The sequence below is a fragment of the Vibrio sp. CB1-5 genome, from assembly GCF_059412285.1.
Map to the genome: position 1 here is coordinate 1 of NZ_JBJHPB010000066.1, position 1,715 is coordinate 1,715.

Here is a 1,715-nt window from a genome sequence, read left to right on the forward strand (position 1 = left end):
TGCTGGAGGTATCAGAAGTGCGAATGCTGACATGAGTAACGATAAAGGGGGTGAAAAACCTCCTCGCCGGAAGACCAAGGGTTCCTGTCCAACGTTAATCGGGGCAGGGTGAGTCGACCCCTAAGGCGAGGCCGAAAGGCGTAGTCGATGGGAAACGGGTTAATATTCCCGTACTTCTTACAATTGCGATGGGGGGACGGAGAAGGCTAGGTGGGCCTGGCGACGGTTGTCCAGGTTCAAGTGCGTAGGCTTAAGAGTTAGGTAAATCCGGCTCTTTTTAAGGCTGAGACACGATGTCGAGCTACTACGGTAGTGAAGTCATTGATGCCATGCTTCCAGGAAAAGCCTCTAAGCTTCAGATTGTAAGGAATCGTACCCCAAACCGACACAGGTGGTCGGGTAGAGAATACCAAGGCGCTTGAGAGAACTCGGGTGAAGGAACTAGGCAAAATGGTACCGTAACTTCGGGAGAAGGTACGCTCCTCGCGGTGAAGTCCCTTGCGGATGGAGCTATGGGGAGTCGCAGATACCAGGTGGCTGCAACTGTTTATTAAAAACACAGCACTGTGCAAAATCGTAAGATGACGTATACGGTGTGACGCCTGCCCGGTGCCGGAAGGTTAATTGATGGGGTTAGACTTCGGTCGAAGCTCTTGATCGAAGCCCCGGTAAACGGCGGCCGTAACTATAACGGTCCTAAGGTAGCGAAATTCCTTGTCGGGTAAGTTCCGACCTGCACGAATGGCGTAATGATGGCCACGCTGTCTCCACCCGAGACTCAGTGAAATTGAAATCGCTGTGAAGATGCAGTGTACCCGCGGCTAGACGGAAAGACCCCGTGAACCTTTACTACAGCTTGGCACTGAACATTGACCCTACATGTGTAGGATAGGTGGGAGGCTTTGAAGACGGTACGCCAGTATCGTTGGAGCCGTCCTTGAAATACCACCCTTGTAGTGTTGATGTTCTAACTTGGTCCCCTAATCGGGGATGAGGACAGTGCCTGGTGGGTAGTTTGACTGGGGCGGTCTCCTCCCAAAGAGTAACGGAGGAGCACGAAGGTGGGCTAATCACGGTTGGACATCGTGAGGTTAGTGCAATGGCATAAGCCCGCTTGACTGCGAGAATGACAATTCGAGCAGGTGCGAAAGCAGGTCATAGTGATCCGGTGGTTCTGAATGGAAGGGCCATCGCTCAACGGATAAAAGGTACTCCGGGGATAACAGGCTGATACCGCCCAAGAGTTCATATCGACGGCGGTGTTTGGCACCTCGATGTCGGCTCATCACATCCTGGGGCTGAAGTCGGTCCCAAGGGTATGGCTGTTCGCCATTTAAAGTGGTACGCGAGCTGGGTTTAGAACGTCGTGAGACAGTTCGGTCCCTATCTGCCGTGGGCGTTGGAAGATTGAAGGGGGCTGCTCCTAGTACGAGAGGACCGGAGTGGACGAACCTCTGGTGTTCGGGTTGTCATGCCAATGGCATTGCCCGGTAGCTAAGTTCGGAATCGATAACCGCTGAAAGCATCTAAGCGGGAAGCGAGCCCTGAGATGAGTCTTCCCTGGCACTTTAAGTGTCCTAAAGGGTTGTTCGAGACTAGAACGTTGATAGGCAGGGTGTGTAAGCGTTGTGAGGCGTTGAGCTAACCTGTACTAATTGCCCGTGAGGCTTAACCATACAACACCCAAAGGGTTTTGATGGACTCAAAGCAAGAAC

1 rRNA gene is annotated in these 1,715 nt (G+C 52.7%); it reads left to right on the forward strand.

Annotated features, from left to right (window positions below):
- Positions 1–1,676 (forward strand): 23S ribosomal RNA (locus tag ACJB0T_RS21860); the annotation flags it as partial.
- Positions 1,677–1,715 lie beyond the last annotated feature (39 nt).